The 17,709-nt window shown below is 35.9% G+C and carries 11 protein-coding genes; 5 read left to right on the top strand and 6 right to left on the bottom strand.

The genetic code is table 11. The features are described from left to right. Positions 1-26: 26 nt before the first annotated feature. Positions 27-1,379 carry an OmpA family protein gene (locus LEP1GSC059_RS15035; protein ID WP_017214025.1) on the bottom strand — a complete coding sequence of 451 codons (1,353 nt, stop codon included), beginning with the start codon at positions 1,377-1,379 and terminating at the stop codon, positions 27-29. A gap of 122 nt (positions 1,380-1,501) precedes the next feature. On the opposite strand from LEP1GSC059_RS15035, the gene cutA reads away from it, so the two are divergent. From cutA to LEP1GSC059_RS15020, 3 genes are all read left to right on the top strand, one after another. Then, on the top strand, positions 1,502-1,822 hold the full coding sequence (gene cutA / locus LEP1GSC059_RS15030; RefSeq protein ID WP_002155196.1) for a divalent-cation tolerance protein CutA: 321 nt from the start codon (positions 1,502-1,504) through the stop codon (positions 1,820-1,822). A gap of 24 nt (positions 1,823-1,846) precedes the next feature. Next, the gene (locus LEP1GSC059_RS15025) at positions 1,847-2,680 is read left to right on the top strand and encodes a patatin-like phospholipase family protein (RefSeq protein ID WP_020981033.1); all 834 of its coding nucleotides are present in this window, start codon (positions 1,847-1,849) and stop codon (positions 2,678-2,680) included. A gap of 806 nt (positions 2,681-3,486) precedes the next feature. After that, on the top strand, positions 3,487-4,380 hold the full coding sequence (locus tag LEP1GSC059_RS15020; protein ID WP_017213826.1) for an IS982 family transposase: 894 nt from the start codon (positions 3,487-3,489) through the stop codon (positions 4,378-4,380). A gap of 116 nt (positions 4,381-4,496) precedes the next feature. Here LEP1GSC059_RS15020 and amt read toward each other — a convergent pair whose 3' ends face one another. From amt to LEP1GSC059_RS15005, 3 genes are all read right to left on the bottom strand, one after another. After that, positions 4,497-6,842 (bottom strand): ammonium transporter, encoded by a 2,346-nt coding sequence (gene amt / locus LEP1GSC059_RS15015; protein ID WP_020981035.1) that lies wholly within the window; start codon positions 6,840-6,842, stop codon positions 4,497-4,499. Positions 6,843-7,787: 945 nt separating this feature from the next. Then, positions 7,788-8,564, bottom strand: coding sequence for a class II glutamine amidotransferase (locus LEP1GSC059_RS15010; RefSeq protein ID WP_020981011.1), 777 nt, complete (start codon positions 8,562-8,564; stop codon positions 7,788-7,790). Positions 8,565-9,444: 880 nt separating this feature from the next. Beyond that, positions 9,445-11,004 (bottom strand): SDR family oxidoreductase, encoded by a 1,560-nt coding sequence (locus LEP1GSC059_RS15005; protein ID WP_017214021.1) that lies wholly within the window; start codon positions 11,002-11,004, stop codon positions 9,445-9,447. A 406-nt stretch (positions 11,005-11,410) separates the two neighbouring features. On the opposite strand from LEP1GSC059_RS15005, the gene LEP1GSC059_RS15000 reads away from it, so the two are divergent. After that, a complete protein-coding gene (locus LEP1GSC059_RS15000; RefSeq protein ID WP_002180258.1) occupies positions 11,411-12,559 on the top strand; it encodes an adenylate/guanylate cyclase domain-containing protein in 1,149 nt (382 codons plus the stop codon). A 575-nt stretch (positions 12,560-13,134) separates the two neighbouring features. Here LEP1GSC059_RS15000 and LEP1GSC059_RS14995 read toward each other — a convergent pair. Beyond that, positions 13,135-13,641: a hypothetical protein gene (locus LEP1GSC059_RS14995; RefSeq protein ID WP_036057773.1), complete on the bottom strand. Its 507-nt coding sequence runs from the start codon at positions 13,639-13,641 to the stop codon at positions 13,135-13,137. A 237-nt stretch (positions 13,642-13,878) separates the two neighbouring features. Between LEP1GSC059_RS14995 and lenC the strand changes: the two genes are divergently transcribed. Continuing rightward, complete coding sequence (gene lenC / locus LEP1GSC059_RS14990) at positions 13,879-15,228, top strand: endostatin-like outer membrane lipoprotein LenC (protein ID WP_017214019.1); 1,350 nt, start codon at positions 13,879-13,881, stop codon at positions 15,226-15,228. 730 nt (positions 15,229-15,958) lie between these two features. On the opposite strand, the gene LEP1GSC059_RS14985 is transcribed toward lenC, so the two are convergent. Further along, complete coding sequence (locus LEP1GSC059_RS14985) at positions 15,959-17,623, bottom strand: acyl-CoA dehydrogenase family protein (protein WP_002180152.1); 1,665 nt, start codon at positions 17,621-17,623, stop codon at positions 15,959-15,961. Between the last annotated feature and the right edge of the window lie 86 nt (positions 17,624-17,709).

Below are 17,709 nucleotides of genomic sequence, written 5' to 3'. Positions count from 1 at the left end.
TTCTAATAATATTCCATTTTTTTAACTTATTCCATTACGATAGTAATGTCTACTCTGCGATTTTTTTGTCTACCTTGAATTGTAGAGTTATCTGCAATTGGTTTTGATTTTCCATATCCTTCGTAAGACATTCTTTTTTCTTCCAAACCTTGTCCATCTCTAAGTTCTTTTAAAACGGAAAGCGCTCTTTCTCTGGAAAGTTTTCGGTTGTATTCTTCTCCGCCGGAATTATCTGTGTGTCCGCTGATTCTAATTTCCCTATCCACGTATTTTTTTAATACAGACGCAATTCTTTTTAATTCTAGTTTTGCTTCTTCTTTAAGTTCTGAACTGTTATGATCAAACAACACTGAATTTAAAGAAATCGCGATCCCTTCTTCCGTCCTTCTAATTTCTACCGGAGGTTCGGTCCGATTATCTTCTTCTTCCGGCCATGAAATGGTTTCTTTTTTCGATTTTTTTAAATTCTTTTTTGGGTCGGAACCTGGTTCTATTCCTGTTGGAAGTTCTCCTCCTAAAATTTTACGAATTTCTTCTGCAAATTTATCTTTGTCCTCATCCGTAAGTTTTACATTTTTATTATATACTCCGTGAATGTCGAACGACATCTCCTGTGCCATTCCGTTTTCATAGATAAAAGTGTACGACAACTGAACCCTTTTGTATTGCGGGATTCCCAGTTCACGATCAAAAAATACCATCCCACGCGCAAATCCGTAGATTTTAAAAGGAACTCCGGTTCGGTTCATTTGAGAATCATAATATAGATTATAATTGTATTCGATACGATCCCCTTTACCGGATAATTTTTGATATTCCCATTCATCTATTCCGTGATATTTATATTTCGCAAAAACCGTAATCATTACCCTTCCACCGGGAAATTGAAAACTTTCCGTAGCGGGTTGTGTCCATTCTTCTCCAATCGAAACCGGTTTTTCGGAAAAACTAGGAAGAGATCGAAGGTTAGGCATACTATATTCCTGTGGTACTTTATATTGACCTAAATCCGTTATTTGAAATCTGCTCTTAAATGTTTTATCTTTGCGGAATGCAGGATCAACTTCGGGGAAACGAGTGTAAGTATCAAAAAATCCTTCCAACATACATTCTTTATTTTCACAGGAAAGGGTTTGTAGTAGGATTCGATTTTTATCCTCTCTTTTAATCTTTGTGCCTCGACTTACCAACTGGACTCTATGATATTCATTTAACTCTACATTCTCGCCCGGATTTAACTTCCAGCGAAAAAGAACCTTGTCAGACTCTTCCGAAAAAATAGACGTAGATGTAGAAATGATAAAAACGTATAACACGATTTTCAGTAAATGTCCGTTTATAGTATTGGATTTTGAAGGTTGATTAGAAAATTTCCCCATAGTTTTAATTTCGTAAGATTTCTTTAAAACATAAAGAAAGTGTAAAAAACTTTCTAAAAAATACGGATTTAGGACGAAATTTAAAACTGAAATTCCGATTTATTTACGTTAAGGAGAATCCAATGGAAGCGAGACTTGTTTACGTTACAACCAGTAACGAAAAGGAAGCACTTAAAATCGGCAAGACTCTCGTACAAGAAAGACTGGCCGCCTGTGCGAACATTATCCCTAAAATGAAATCAATTTATCATTGGGAGGATAAATTGGTAGAAGAAGACGAAGCGATTCTCATTTTGAAATCGAAAAGTGAGTTGATGACGGAAGTGATCTTAAGGGTCAAATCCTTACATAGTTATTCCGTTCCTTGTGTGGTAAGTCTGCCCTTATTGGAAGGAAATAAGGATTACTTTTCATGGATCTTAAGCGAAGTAATCGCAGATTGAAATACATTCAAAAAAGGTTATATTTTGCAATTTCACGTTAAACAAAAATTTACGGCTCTTACATTTAACTCGGCCTTTTTTGGTTTTTACGCGCATGCGGGTTTTGCCAAAGGGCTTTCCGAAATCGGCTTTTGTCCTTCTAAAATCACCGGTTGTAGTTCCGGTGCGTTAATTGGCTCCCTTGTCGCTGCGGGAATTCCTATCGATACCATGACTAATTTAATTCTGAATTTGAAAAAGAAAGATTTTTGGGAAGGAAATCTGGTTACGAACTTTGTAAAACCGATTCGAAAAGGACTTAAAAATTATTCGGGTATTCTTTCGGGTAAAAAGGTTAAGGAATTACTCAAACCTCATTTAGGTAACAAGAAGATCGAAGAACTTTCCATTCCGATGGGGATCTCTGTTTCAAACATTACAAAACAAATTCGAGAACTCAAAACTAAAGGTGATTTGGTTGATCAGATTCTTGCTTCGATGACGTTTCCTTTTCTTTTTGAAATTCAAAAGTTAGGAGAAGAAGAATTTATAGACGGAGGAGTTGCCGATCAAGAACCGATCAAAGAATTAATTTTAGACAAATCTATTCGTAAAATCGTGATTCACAGCGTTCGTACTAAAAAAGATCATTCGGAAAAAGCTATGATCCGCGCCTTCCATTCTTCGGTACAGATTATAGAAAATGAAACCAGAGAATTGAAAGAACTTCTTGCTAAACATTATAAAAAGCAAATATTAAGAGTAGAAACTTTAACCCCTTATATTGACGCAAACCAACTCAGACACGGTAAAGAAGCGATGGAAGAAGGTAGAAAAAGCGCTCACCACTGGAAGAAAAAAATTCTATCTAACGTTTGATGGATTTTCATAAAATTGAGTATATTAAATTTTTATCTTATTACCCGAACGTTTAAAATCTGGACGACTCCTCTGTAGTAGGCCAGCTATAGTCAATAAATTGCATAAAAGAAACGTAATACACTATTTCGCCTATAGTTTTAATTTAGAACGCGATCCATAGAGAGCGATGTATTGAGTTTCCAGAAGCGAGATGCTGAGTTTGAGAGAACGTTCTGCTGAGCTTCCCCGCATCGATCCCTTTAACGTTACTCAAGTTAAAATAATAAGAAATGTTACTACTCAATCGTTAAAATGGTAAAGGGACGGTCTCCGTGGGAACTACTAGATTTTAAATAACGATGAAAGCCGTTATAAAAAGATACAACCCCTAAAAAGACATAATTTGTAGGAGCTACTGTGTTTATCAAAAAGTTCTCTTGTAAAACAATTGGGGAACTACCACAAACTTAGGTTTGTCTGTAAAATGATGTGGGAACTTATATTTTTAGAAAATTTTTACTCGCGCCGAACTCTCAGATTTAAATTTTGATGATGGTCGTAAAACAGTGGTTTTGTGCAAAAATCAGATTAGATAATGATTCTTTTTATAGTAGTTCCACAATTTTCAAAGTTTAACTGCAAATTCACGATTTGTGAGAGTTCCCACATCTATTTTTTTACGAAAAAATTGACCAAGATTTCTTACACCGAATTCACGTTAAAATAACGTGAGTTCGGCGTAAGGTGGGAAAAAAGAGAAAGATCTTGTACTCAAAAGCGCCAGATCCATATTGAACCAAACTTTCAGCAAAAAGGAGTTCAATATGGATCTGACATCAATATTTTGTGCAATAGACGATTATTGTACACAACAAAAAATAAATTGGAACGGGAAAATATTGAGTCCCGTGGCAGGAAAAAGAAATCGTAAATTTCAGCTCAGCCTGAGTGAGGTAGCAACAATCGTAGTTTATTTTCATCTTTCTCATTATAGAGAATTTAAAAATTTTTATTTGATAGAAATAAAAAAGAATCTGAAATCCGAATTCCCAAAAGCGGTAAGTTACAATCGTTTCGTTGAACTGATGCCTAACGTGTTAGCTGTTATAGCTTCCTTTCTATCCAACACTTGTATGGGAAAATGTTCCGGAATATCGTTCATTGATTCTACAATTCTCAAAGTATGCGACAACAGAAGAATCCATTCTCATAAAGTATTTAAAAACATTGCACAACGAGGGAAATCAAGCACAGGCTGGTTTTACGGCTTTAAATTACATTTAATCGTAAATGATCAAGGTGAAATATTATCATTTATGGTCACTCCTGGAAACGTCGACGACAGAAACTCGAAAGTGATTTTCCCACTTGTTAAAAAGATTTACGATAAACTTTTCGGAGATAGAGGATACATCAGTCAATCTCTATTTGAAAGTCTTTATGAAAAGGGAATTCAACTCATTACAAAACTTAAAAAGAATATGAAAAATAAATTAATGCCCTTGGTTGATAAAATTCTTCTAAGAAAAAGAGCTATCATTGAATCGGTTAACGATGAACTTAAAAATATCTGCCAAATTCAACATACTAGACATCGGAGTTTTTGCAATTGGGCTGTTAATCTTTTAAGTGGTTTAGTTGCATTTTCATTCTTTCCAAAAAAACCGTCTTTGAATTTGAGATCTAAAGACAATTTACAACTTTTAATCTCTCCTTAGACCGAATTCACGTTAAAATAGTAAAACGACGTTTCCTGTGTGTAGGAACTACTACAAATTACATTTTTTAAATTCCGGAATTATTACCTTTTTATAATAATCTTTTTGAAATCACTTTATCCAGGAATCAATTCTTGAGAGGAATTTTGTTCTACTATAAAATTTCGAACGAGTGAATTGAGAATTTCAGCGAGTTGTTTTAAAAACTCACCTGTTGCGTTCAGTTCTTCCGATTGTGCGGAAATTTCATGAAATGCGCCGTTGATAAGGTCCACCGATTCGTAAAGATTACCAATTTCAGAAAATCGTCTATCGATGTCCGTCATGATAATTTCGCTCTGATTTGTAATGGAAACATTCAAACGATTTAAGTTCGTAATTAAATTAGAATAATGTGAACTACTTTTTCGGATCGTTATGTAAATCTCCGCTAAAAATCTAAATTCTTCCGTTAAGTTTTTAAAAAATTCTACAGAAGTTTGGACCGTATTTTTTCCGCGCGAAACTGTAGATTGAATTTCGCCTAAAATTTCCGAAGCCTTTTTTGTACTTTCTTGCGTGCTCGAAGCGAGTTTACTAATTTCTTCCGCAACCACTCCAAAACCTTTTCCTACCGATCCGGAACGTGCAGCTTCGATAGAGGCGTTGATAGATAACATTCCCAACTTAGCAGATATATCGCCTAATAATTTTACTAGACCTTCTACTTTTTTAACGGAAGATCCTATATCGTTAATATCGGTTTCTAAATGATTGAGTTCTTTTCTACTCAGGTCGATCGTTTTGACGGATTCTTCCGATTTTTCGGAACTATTCTTCAAATCAGAATCGAACTTTTGAAATCCAAATACGAGTTCGTTTAATAATTTACTCGCGCTTGTTTCCATTTCCTTTTGTTGAGCCGCTGAAGAAGAAATCCTTTGAAAAGATTCTCTAAAAGAATCAAATATAGAAGTAACTTCTCCTAAATTTGCGGCTTGTTTTTGAATTCCTTGGCTCATTTTTCCCCAAGCAACCGAAATTTCAGAGGAAGAATGTTCCAGTTCGATAGACTTTTCTTTGATCGTATAAATCATCTGTCCTAAATTTGCAAGATAACGATTCATTAAAAACGCGATTGCTCCCGCTTCTGTTCCTGAATCCACATGAATCTTTCGAGTCAGATCACCTCCTCCTTTAGAGAGATCTTTAAGAGAATGTATGAGGTCGATCCAACTGGAACCTGCCCCATGCTCCGTGACGTTCAATCCTTTTTCTTCGAACTCTTCGTTCACTCTGATTCCGATTGAAATCTTTAATATTAAAAACAGAATCATCCCCAAACCGAAAGCCCAGAAAGAACAAGTTAAAACCCCAATCAGCTGAGGGTATATTCGAATATCTTGATTTTCTGATAGAATTGGTAATAAAAGTGTTCCTATTATTCCACAAACTCCGTGAACCGGAAACGCTCCTACCACGTCGTCCAATTTCAGGATTTTTTCTAATACCCAAGAAGTGGCCACAACAGAAAGCCCTGCAGTGGCACCTACTATCAAAGACGCGTAGGGTTGAAAAGCGTGACAACCGGCGGTTATCGCGACCAAACCACCTAACACCCCGTTCATGCAGTCTTCTACCGATGCAACTCTATAAAAAATCCAAGAGAAAGTGATCGCGACAATTCCTCCGACACTTCCGGCAAGACTTGTATTCAAAATGATCAAAGGAACTTCGTCCGTAAAAGAAAGTGCACTTCCTCCGTTAAATCCGTACCAACCAAACCAAAGTATAAAAACGCCTAACACTGAAAAGGTTAGATTATGTCCGTGAATTTTTCTAGGAGTTCCGTCTTCCTTAAATTTATCCTTTCTAGGTCCTAAAACGATCACCCCGGCCAAAGCGATCCAACCACCTAATGAGTGTACAACGGTAGAACCGGCAAAGTCCACAAATCCGATCTTTGCTATCCAACCTCCTCCCCAAGTCCAGTGTCCAAAAACCGGATAGATAAATAAGGAAACCACAACAGATACAATTAAATATGCGGAAAATTTAATACGTTCAGCTACCGCTCCCGAAACAATCGTGGCCGCCGTTCCCATAAACGCGACTTGAAATAAAAAAAAGGAAAAATCTTTACCAGTTTTTAAACCGCCTAAAAAGAAATGATTGGTTCCTACCCAACCTTCATAAGAAAGTCCGAACATCAAAGCAAAACCTACGGAGAAAAACGCGATCGTTCCTACGATATAGTCCATAAGATTTTTTACAGCTACGTTGATCGTGTTTTTTAATCTAGAAAGTCCGGTTTCCAACATCAAAAATCCGGCCTGCATAAAAAACACTAACGCGGCGCAGAGAATGAGCCAGGTCGGATCCACGGTTTTAGATAATTCCAAGGCTGGAGATTCGGAAAATAACGGAAGATCGATTCCTAAAAAAAAGATCCAGACAATTCTATTTGTAATACGGTTTTTCATAAAGTTTCCAAATGATTCATTCTTTCGAAGTTTTATAGGTAACGTTTTTCTAGGATTCCGTTTCTTCGAGTTCCTGATTTGTAGGGTAATTCCAAAATAAATTCTTTCCAACTACGAAAAAGTAAAAGATTTTTATTTTACAGATTTAAATCGAAGGATTCTATTTTTTCGAAGACCTTTTCATGGAGAGAATCCGGATTGTCCTTAGAATCAACGATTTATTCTTTGTATAGAATTTTTTTATTGTGGGTTTTGTATGAGTTCCCACAAATTTTGTCTCGTTTCAAATTTTTTGAAACATTCATTTTTCGTGATTCAGTTCCCACATCTTAAAGTTTTACTGTAAAATTGTAGTAGTTCCCACATTTCAGAATTTATCTGTAAAATCCAGATTTGTGAGAATTCCCACATCTTAGCTTTTACTGAGAGTTTCCCGAATTAAGGACTATTTAGAATAGAGTTGTTGAAAAATTAATTTTCTTTTGTTTTTTTTCATTAAAACAAATGGATAAAATCGTTTGTAGATATGGATTTTTTCAACAACTCTAATGTTCAATTTCTTTCCAAAAACGGGAATCGCTTCAAAATTTACAAAACTCTATCGCAAAGAGATCAGTAGTAAGTCCTTAAAAAATCGTAAGTGACTTAACTATTAGAAGCCGTCTCAAAAATACTTTATCTTTGCTTAAAATACCAAATTCTAAGATATTTTTTAGACAGCTTGTAGGTAAAATCAAACACTGTCCTTTCAACCTGCGATCAAAATAGAAAATCATAAGTTAACGTGAGTTCGACGTAAGAAAATTGGGGCGAATCGCTCGCAAATTTCATAGTTAAAATGGCTCACGACCGCGCTTTTCGCTCCAATTCCTTCGGAATTTCCGCTACAATCGCTTTCGCATTTGTTATGCCGAACTCACGTTAAGTTACTATTGCATTCTAATTTCATTGATTAGAAAATACGATTTTACCTTTTTTCCAAACGGAAAAATCACCCGGTTTACAAATGGTCCATTCTTCATTAGAGGTAAGTGGACAGGTTGCAATTACCGTGACTTGATCGCCCGGTGTAGTTACCTTTCGAAAATCCACACTTAAGTCTGCGTCTACAAGTCTGGCTTTTCCGAATGGGGATTTTCTTGTAATCCAAGAAAGTTTTGTGGAACAAAACGCGTATAAGTTTTTAGAATCGCTTAATAGAATATTAGAAACTCCTTTTTGATGGAGTTCCCCCAACAAAGACTCAATTGTTTTGAATAGTTCTGTTTCCTTTTTAGGATAAGTTTTGAAACTTCTCTTCAACTTTCCCAACAGCCAACAAAAAGCATGTTCCGAATCCGTACTTCCGACCGGACGAAAATCACCTAAAGGTTCTTGTTTAATTTTTTTAAATTGTCCGTTATGTGCAAAGGTCCAGTAGGAACCCAAAAATTCTCGAATAAAAGGATGAGTGTTTTTCAATTCCACTTTTCCATGATTTGCTTTGCGGATATGACTAATTACAGTTTCGCTTTTGATAGGAAGCTTTTGAACAAAGGCTGCAATTTTAGATTCCACTCCTGGTTCGGGATCGTGAAACACTCTTAGACCTTTCCCTTCATAAAATGCAATTCCCCAACCATCTCTATGAGGCCCTGTTTTTCCGCCCCTTTGTACAAGTCCGGTCAGACTGAAACATATATCTGTCGGAACATTAGCGCTCATCCCTAACAGTTCACACATTTCGTTTTTCCTCAGCAGTTCGTTCCAAATCTCAATCCATTCCTTTTAAATTTTTAATAAAACCTGAGTTAGACATAAAAAAATTTGGGAGAATCACTCACAAATTTTACAGTTTAGATGACTTATGAACCACATCAAAACTTAATACCGTTTGCTTTGGATAAATCGCAATATTAACATAGAGCCTCAATCCCTTTTAAAATTTAACTTTGAGCGTTGCTTTACTCAACATAACATATTTATCGGTTACTCTACGTTAATCAAACGTGGTAGTTCCCACATCTTAAAATTTTACTGTAAAATCCTAGACTTGCAGTAGTTCCCACAAATTTTGTCTCATTCAGAATGATTTATGAATTTTTAAACTGTTTTTTATAATAAAATTATCAGAAGCTTTTACAGTTTAAGTTTTAGGACGGCCCTTAAAGAGAACTTCTATAAGATCCTAAAAGAATTATCGTCCAATCAAATTTCTGCATAAAACCGCCGTATTGTGGTTATGACAAAAATGTGGGAACTACCACGTTTGATTTCATTAAAATTTTTGTAAAATCCTAAAGAACCCCGACTTGAATCATTCCAAAAACTAATTAGAATCCATATTTTACGGAAAATTGTAAGAACTAACAGTTTATAAAGTTTTATATAAAACGAACAGATAAATTTCTAAATTAGATTTGTTAAAAAATAAATTATCTCTCGGTTGCTGTATTATGGAAATGATCGATTGAAACAGTTTTGCCAATCTGAACTATGGAATTTTTCAATAACTTCGTTTTATACACTTTCCAAAAAAACATTTTAATATATCAAATTTTCAGAATATACTAATTGTCGAATTTTCTAAGAGAAAAACAACTTTATGTTTACTATCTTCTGATCACCAATCGATTGGAAAGTAATCTTTTAAAAACTTACCGCACCAATGTTTGCCGGTAAGAATTCCGTCAAAGATAGGATCACAAACTCTCGCGGCTCCGTCTACTATATCTAACGGAGGTTGAAAATCGTGAAGGTCCTGCTTTTTTTGGGACAATTCCACAGGATCCTCGTCGGTCACCCAACCAGTATCTACCGCGTTCATATAAATCCCATCTTTTGCAAAATCACTCGCAGAAGTATGTGTAAGCATGTTCAAAGCGGCTTTTGCCATATTGGTATGAGGATGTCTGTCTTCTTTTTTAAAACGATGAAATTTACCTTCCATTGCGGAAACGTTTACGATATGCTTTTGCCCCGTATTTTCCTTTCGCATAACAGATACAAGGCGGTTACAAAGAACAAAAGGAGCAACAGAATTTACAAGTTGAACTTCCAACATTTCCGAAGTTTGAATTTCACCCAACTTAAGCCTCCAACTGTTTGTTTTTCTAAGATCAACCTGTTGTAGATCCGCGTCCATTTGACCTTCCGGAAAAACGGTCTCCAACTCAAAAGAGTTATCGTGTGAATAAGGAATTTGAGAAAGTTGTGCGGAAGAACGGATTCCAACTCCTGGAATTTTTCCATTCCAACTTACGGGAAGAGCCACTTCGTTGGCAAGGTTCGACTCGCCGAAAGATTCGAGCTTTTCCTTACAATCCTTATGAAGTTTCAAAAGTTGCGCCGCTTCCTTTGGTATATCATGAAAATCTAATAATTCCGATTTCATCAAATGAGAATAAAAACCGGGAGGTCTTCGAACCGTCTGAGCCGCATTATTGATAATAATATCTAAACGATCCACTGTTTGTTCAATATAACTCGCAAAAAGTTCCACACTCGGAGTATGCCTTAGATCCAAGCCAAAAACCTGAAGACGCTCAGACCACTCCGAAAAATCGACTTCTTTAGAAAAACGTAATGCTGCATCCACTGGGAAACGAGTAGTAGCAATTACTGTCGCTCCAGCTCTCAAAAGCATTAGAGTTGCCTGATAACCTATCTTCAATCTGGAACCGGTAATCAAAGCAACTTGTCCGTGTAAGGACGCGATTTGAAATCTTTTTTTATAATTCAACTCTCCACATTCCAGACACATAGAATCATAAAAAAAATGAAGACGAGTATATTCCTTTTTACACACATAACAGTTACGTGGAGAAGAAAGTTTAGGTGCATTTTCGTTTTTCCAAATATCGGTTTGATCCGAAATTTGAAGAGGAGCTTTAAATACGGGAGTTGTTCGAGCCAATCGAATTCCAGTCGCCGCCCTCGCCTGTCTTTCTTGAACGACAATTTCTTTTCTTTTCGAATGTTTGATTGTTTTATTTCGAATTCTTATTTCATTTCGATCGGGACGGGAAATTTTTCCCGCAACGATCATCAAAGCGATCCGTTCTTTTTCGGGAAGAGAAGTAAGTAGCTGAAGATTCTCCGTTAAAGTTTCCAGAAGCAAAATACAGTTTCTAATCTCTTCAAGAGAAATATCTATTTTATTTTCTTTTCGCGGCTCATTCATATTCATCGTCTCATTAAAAATACAAATTGAAATTGAAATCAAAAATAGCTTAAACTTCCTTTTAACTATTTCATAAAAATCGATTCCGAAACAACTTGCATTTCCAAACTTATACTTATAGGAAGTCTTAGAAACTATAATTTCAAAGTATTATCACAAGATAGATTCAATTTACATAGGCTCACATTTTTTAATCTAAAAATGTAACAGTAAACTTGTATTTTTTTAACAAAACAACATTCTTTTTAAACCTAAAAGTTTACATCAGTAGACATCTTTATTTCTATAAATTAAATTTTTTTCATATAAAAATTCTAAGTTGAAAGTGTAGACATCTTTCAGAATAGTTCCTTATTTGTTTTTTAGAGCAAAATCAAATGATATTATATGAGCGGCAAAAGTAAAAATGAAAGAGATTATCCATTGGTTATCCACTCACGAATCCAGAATCTTAGAGGCCAAAGAACTAATAGAAGTTTTAAACCGCAAAATGATGGAAGCCGGAATTCCTATCTGGAGATTTTTTACAAGCATCCCCACAATGCACCCGGAAGTGATGGTGAGATCAATCATTTGGACAAGAGGAGAAGAAACTCAAATTGTATTCATTCCACACAATGGTCTACAACAACCACAATATAAAGATAGTCCGATCTATCTCATTCGGGAAAAAGAAGTCGACTTTATTCGTTGTAAATTAACCGGCCCAGAAGCAAATCTTTCGTACCCGATCTGTGTCGACTTACACGAAAAAGGTGGAACAGATTATTGTATCTTCGCTTCCGTTTTTGGAAATAATATCCGAAACGCCATTTCTTGGAGCACCGATACACCCGGCGGTTTTACAGATGAACAAATCGATTGTTTGAATTCGATTCGAAATATTTTGTCATTACGTTTGGATTTAGAATCTAGAAAATTTTCAATCAATGAACTTTTAGAAGTTTATTTAGGTTCCAACGCTTCTAAAAGAGTTTTATCCGGAGAATTTAGAAGAGGCACTGGAGAAACCATCTACGCGTCAATTCTTTGCGCAGACTTACGAGACTTTTCACTTTTAAGCGAAAATAATTCTCCAAAAAGAATTGTGGAAATTTTAGACAATTATTTTGAACTAACCGCACAACCAATCCAAGAAGAAAAAGGGGAAATTCTAAAATTTATAGGGGACGCTATTCTAGCCATTTTTCCCGCCGAAGCCGATTCGCATAAGGCGTGTTTGGCGGCTCTCAATGCGGCTCAAAAAATTCAGAATTCCGCAATACGATGGAACGAAGAACATCCGGATTTACAAATTCATCTGGGAATGGCGTTAAACGTCGGAGACGTCGTTTACGGTAATGTAGGCGCAAAAGACAGACTTGATTTTACAGTAATTGGCAACGCGGTCAATCAAGCTTTTAGAATTGAGTCGTTGTGTAAAGGTTTAGGAAAGAATATTCTTGCCACCGAAGAATTTGCCCTCAAAGCAGGAAAAGAACATTTCGAATTTGTAGGAGCTAAACAACTCAAAGGAATTTCTGGAGAACGGAATATCTATTCTCCTCGGAGTTGATATCTAACAAAAATTTTAAGAGAGCCTTTAAGAATCTATCCAATAGACAACTCAATCGCGTTTGATAGGGACGGGGTTCTAGAAGTTTTATTTTGGATTTCATAAAAATAATAAAAACCTGATATTTATTATTTTACCTTCGGTCTTTTTATCTCTGAGATGCGGAAAGATGTCGAGTTACTCAAAGAATTTCGATTCGATATTCGTCCACTTATCCAAAATACAAAAGGTAAAGTCGATTCGTATTATAAACATACTTTCTCTATATATCATTATGAAAGTAATACATTAAAAAAATAGAATGTATAAGAATTTCTGAGGGAATTCAAGGGTTACCGTAATCTTTTTAGGGTAAAACCATTCCATTGGAGAAGATTGGAATATTTCCATAGAAGAAAAAGGATCTCTTTATGTAAATAAAAGAAAGTATAAAGAACCAATTATGATTCTGGAAGCTTGGATAGATGAGCTGATTGAAAAAGCGCGGCATAAAGGAAACCTGGCGTTATAAACATATTAACGACAATACTACCAAATATATCTATATTAATATCGGACGCAGACCTTACAACAAATCATAAAGTTCTTGTAGTTCCCAAAGATTCACTCAATATACTTTTAATCTTGCCAGCATCCGCAATATCCCAAATCCGATTCAAGATCAAAATTTCGTTTCGATTATTCAATATGCAATAAATAGAATATGATTCTTTAAAAGAATTTTCGGAAGTATGGTCTTCTGCTGTTACGATTATTTTCTGAATATCTTGTTTTCGTATTTTTTTTCTCCATTGTGTTGGAATTGGAAACGAATATACAACCACATACCACATTTCTATTTTTATATGTATAGAATTGAATGAACGATGAACCGTAACTAAAAAGATCACTCCAAAAAACAATATGCCGGATATTTTTTCGTAAGTATAATTTGATCCTTCTGTTTCGAACTCGGCCATATCAAAAAAAATAGCCACGATAATTAACAGAGAAATAAAAATTCCAATTAAGGACGTATATTCAAATCGATCGTAAGAACATAGAACTCGTCCTGGTTTTCTTTTTAAGGCTACCTTGCTCATTTTTATGGATTTCATTTTTTGAGAATCTATTTTCAAGCGTGGCTTTACTACTTACTGTCTTCTATCCTTTTAAACGTAATAGTCAAAAAAAATTTATTTCTTATAAAATATGTAAAAAAATACAATCTCATTTGTTAGATTCGCAAAAGATGCGAGAAATATGAATCCTTTATGCTTTTTAAGTCAATTGATATTAGATTCAGAATTTTTTGTAATTTTAGGAGTAAATCAACAATTATGAAAATTAAATACAAAGTTGCGATTGTATCAGCCTTTAGTTTGGTATTTGTCGCGTGTTTAAATCAATCATCTGGTAACAACAATACGGTTTTAGGCGGATTGATCTCGCTTATCTCCGACAAACAGACGTTAGATTCTACGACGTTAAATAGGAACCAACTCAGTAGACAAAATCTACAATCAGCTTTTCCAGAAGGTTACATTCCGTATATCTTTACTACATCCTCTTTGGGCCTTGATAGTATTGGAAATTTTGGAGGAATTTCCGGAGCAGATGCATATTGTCAGAGTCGTATTCCCTCTAACATTCCTTCTGGAATATACAAGGCAATGCTTGTGGACGGAGTCAATAGAGTTGCAACGACGGTAGGACCAAATTCTAAAGTAGGACAAAGAGACTGGGTATTTCTACCGAACCAACAATATCGTAGAGCAGAAGACAGTGTGAACGTAATGACTACAAACAGTGCTGGTATGGTCGATTTTTCAAATGGCGCAACACTGAATAATCCTATTTCAAAAGTTGCAACTGCTGGTCAGTGGACAGGCTTAAATTCGAATTGGACTGCTAGGCTGTCGTCTGGAGGAATCCCCCTTAACTGTGGTTCTTGGAATTCATCTGGTGGTCGTGGAGTGATTGGAGTCTCGACTAGAACAGATTCAGAAATGCTAATTGCGACTAATTCGACGTATCAATATGAGCCATATTGTTACTATAGCTACGTTTATGGTCCATATAACTTAGGATTGGTTTGCGTAGAACAACCAATCGCTCCCAAATATATATTCGTTACTTCGAGTACAGAGGAATGGCATGACGGAAATTTTGGGGGAATTGCCGGTGCGGATGCATACTGCCAAAGTCAAGTTCCTACAAATCTTCCTACTGGGGGAATATACAAGGCAATGATCGTAGACGGAATCAATAGAGTTGCAACGACGGTAGGACCGAATTCTAAAGTAGGACAAAGAGATTGGGTATTGCGAGGGATTCAAAAATATATAAGAGCAGAAGACGGTGCAACCATAATGATTACGAATAGTTCTGGTATGGTTGATTTGACATACTTTGGAAGTAGTTTGGAAAATTCATTTTCGCAAATAGCAGCTACACAATGGACTGGTCTAAATTCAGATTGGACCACTTGGCAAGTCGGAGGGGTTCCTACTACTTGCAATACTTGGAATACTTCTAAAATTGATCGTTATGGAGTATACGGCATGTCAAATAGTAAAGACTCAAATGCTCTTAAAGCAGAATCGAATGGACAATTTACGGTGTCTTGTTCCAATAAATTGACTTCCTATGGTAATTATAGACTAGGCCTCGTTTGTGTGGAACAATAAAATTCTGTTCTTTAATCGGGAGATGATTCTTTTAAACTTATATTTTTTTGATAAAACAAAATTAAGCTTTGAGATAAGCCGTAAGTAAAAAAAGAAATCGTTTTTTATATTTAATTTTGTAAAAATATTATAAAATTTGAATTTTATAAATGATTTCAATAGAGGGATCAGAAATGGTCCCTCTTTTATTTTCCTTGTATTTTAATGTGAATTCGATATAACGCGAAAGAGATCAACTCGCGTTAATTTAAAATTCTTCGTTTAAACGAATATTATTGTAAAATTTCTAAGACTGATCGTATAGAAACTTACGGATTATTTAATACATTCTAATAAAAGAAAATAATAATCCTGATCCGGATTTTTTCAAGTTCAGAAAATTGGCTTAAGTTTAATTAAAACTTGTCTCAAAACTTATAGATACGACCCAATATCAATTTTAGAATTGTTATTCTAACACAGCGTATCATTCAATTTCCCTTCTTTCAAAAAAACAGAAAATTTTTGTTGGTTTTTGGCAAAGGACAAAATTATATGCACAAATACAAATGTATATTCGAAATTTAGAATATAGTTTGAAAAATCAGATTTTAGAATCAATAGCAAACTTTATGAAACTTACTGAGAAATATCTTCTTCACAACTTACTTTTCGAAGGGAAGCAATAGTGACTCTTGGGCCGCTATTGCTATCAGTTTTTTGATTCCTCGAATTGGGTTGTTAGTGTTTTTTACGCTCCCGTGTATTGATCCATTAGAGATTTTGCAATTACTCTCAAGGCCATCACTTCTTCTGCACCTTCAAAGATGGAAAAAACACGAGCATCCACAAAATAGCGAGAGACCGCGTATTCTTCTGCGTAACCCATTCCACCGTGGATTTGCATCGCTTCTCTTGTTACCCATTCTGCCACTTTAGACGCGTAAAATTTAATCAGAGTCGCTTCCATCTGTCCTTTGTGGTTATCTAACAAATTGGCTACATGATTTGCATATTGACGAGACGCTTGTAAGATTACGGCCATTCTCGCAATTTTATATTTTGTTAAATTATATTCGTAGATTGGCTTTTGAAACACGGATCTCTCTTGCGCATAACGTAATGCTGCCTCCAATGCGGCTTGCATCACTCCGTGCGCACGAGCGGCGGTCTGAATTCTTCCTCCCGCAAACCCTTCCATCTGAAAATAAAATCCTTTCCCTCTTCCAGCTTCTCCACCTAACAGGTTTTCTGCGGGAACAAAGTAATTGTCAAAAGAAACTTCAAAAGAATGCATTCCTCTATAACCGATGGTTCCAATCGCTTTCCCTTCTATCTTTCCACCTTCTGGTTGTGTGTATGTAAATTCGTGTCCATTAAAGGTTGGTTTTTCAGCCAGTAAAATTGATAATCCCTTGTGTTTTAAAGAAGGATCCGATTCCGTTCTACAAAGAATCAATAGTAGGTTTGCGTAACCCGCAAACGTACACCATGTTTTGACTCCGTTGATCACCCAACCGCCGTTAGTTGGTTTCGCAGTAACGGAAACTCCTGCAACGTCTGATCCGTAATTCGGTTCCGTTACCATGATCCCTGCCATCTTTTCTCCAGATGCGAGTAACGGAAGCCACTTGTCTTTCTGTTCCTGAGTTCCACCCTTAAGTAGCGCCTTGGACATGATCTCTGGTCTTGTAATCAATGAACCTGCAATTCCTAAACCACCTCTGGATAATTCTTCGGTTACTACGAGCATGGAAAGATTATCCGGTTTATCGTTCGGTTGTATTCCACCATAAGACTCAGGAATACAAAGTCCAAAACATCCCATGTCTTTTAATCCACCAATGATGTCTTCTGGAATAATATCATCGTGCCTGTGAACGTGTTCCGCATGAGGCATCACCACGTCTTCCGCAAACTTTTTAAATGTTTCTCGAAACATCTCATGATCTTCGTCCAGACCATAAGCTCCGAAATGACCTTTCGCAACGATCTTCTCAGCGATCTCATTGTAGTTTTGAATCGCCATCGCGTTTTCTAAAAATTGATTGATTTCATTGTTAAAAATTTTAGAAACCAAATCGGAAGATTTGATTCCGTATTCGGAAGGACGAGAACTGATTTCAGATCGTATGTGGTTTACGGTTTCCGCCGCAAATACAACCGCCATTTCTTGTTCCAGATCTCCAGTGCCACGGGAAGAGTCCCAAGCGTATTCAATAAATTTTTCTGCTATTCTTTGTTCGGAAGTAAGCCAAGCGATCTGGTATTGAACGAGTTGATTTTCGTCCATCTTATCCACAGAAACTTTTCCGTTTACACTACAACGTGCCGCAAGTGCCTTTGTAACTTCTTCGATCACTCCTGCGGAAACAGTAAGTGCTTTTTTAGCGATTGTTTGATCGATTGCGCTCATGAGTTTTGAATCCTGATAATATAATATTCAAAGTTGGAATCCGTTTACTAGAAAATCAAAACTTATCCCTCTGTCATTTGCTTTTT

The organism is Leptospira noguchii serovar Panama str. CZ214, from assembly GCF_000306255.2.
Taxonomy (GTDB): Bacteria; Spirochaetota; Leptospiria; order Leptospirales; family Leptospiraceae; genus Leptospira; species Leptospira noguchii.
This window is presented reverse-complemented; position numbering and strand designations above follow the sequence as displayed.

Bases quoted from the DNA above. Each gene is read 5' to 3' on its own strand.
- LEP1GSC059_RS15035 (WP_017214025.1), bottom strand. From the start codon at position 1,379: ATGGGGAAATTTTCTAATCAACCTTCAAAATCCAATACTATAAACGGA.
- cutA (WP_002155196.1), top strand. From the start codon at position 1,502: ATGGAAGCGAGACTTGTTTACGTTACAACCAGTAACGAAAAGGAAGCA.
- LEP1GSC059_RS15020 (WP_017213826.1), top strand. From the start codon at position 3,487: ATGGATCTGACATCAATATTTTGTGCAATAGACGATTATTGTACACAA.
- amt (WP_020981035.1), bottom strand. From the start codon at position 6,842: ATGAAAAACCGTATTACAAATAGAATTGTCTGGATCTTTTTTTTAGGA.
- LEP1GSC059_RS15010 (WP_020981011.1), bottom strand. From the start codon at position 8,564: ATGTGTGAACTGTTAGGGATGAGCGCTAATGTTCCGACAGATATATGT.
- LEP1GSC059_RS15005 (WP_017214021.1), bottom strand. From the start codon at position 11,004: ATGAATGAGCCGCGAAAAGAAAATAAAATAGATATTTCTCTTGAAGAG.
- LEP1GSC059_RS15000 (WP_002180258.1), top strand. From the start codon at position 11,411: ATGAAAGAGATTATCCATTGGTTATCCACTCACGAATCCAGAATCTTA.
- LEP1GSC059_RS14995 (WP_036057773.1), bottom strand. From the start codon at position 13,641: ATGAGCAAGGTAGCCTTAAAAAGAAAACCAGGACGAGTTCTATGTTCT.
- lenC (WP_017214019.1), top strand. From the start codon at position 13,879: ATGAAAATTAAATACAAAGTTGCGATTGTATCAGCCTTTAGTTTGGTA.
- LEP1GSC059_RS14985 (WP_002180152.1), bottom strand. From the start codon at position 17,623: ATGAGCGCAATCGATCAAACAATCGCTAAAAAAGCACTTACTGTTTCC.